Below are 229 nucleotides of genomic sequence, written 5' to 3'. Positions count from 1 at the left end.
CAGTTGATGCTACCCATAAACGTAAAATATCAGCGCCCAGTTTATTCATCACATTTTGTGGCGAAATAACATTGCCTAATGACTTAGACATTTTGCGGCCGTTTTCATCAACCGTAAAGCCATGCGTAAGCACTTGCTTGTATGGTGCATGACCATTAATTGCCACTGAAGTCATCATTGATGACATAAACCAACCACGGTGTTGATCAGAACCTTCAAGGTATAAATC

General features: G+C 40.6%; 1 protein-coding gene. It reads right to left on the bottom strand.

Annotated features, from left to right (window positions below):
• Positions 1–229, bottom strand: a 229-nt coding sequence (locus AAEY79_RS16685; protein WP_352289957.1) for a class I tRNA ligase family protein, incomplete at both ends; no start/stop codon positions are given.

Origin of the sequence: Psychrobacter sp. GW64-MNA-CIBAN-0177, assembly GCF_040309585.1 — a bacterium.
Classification (GTDB): Bacteria; Pseudomonadota; Gammaproteobacteria; order Pseudomonadales; family Moraxellaceae; genus Psychrobacter; species Psychrobacter okhotskensis.
The sequence above is the reverse complement of the archived record's forward strand: the minus strand, read 5'-3'. Positions and strand labels throughout refer to the sequence as shown.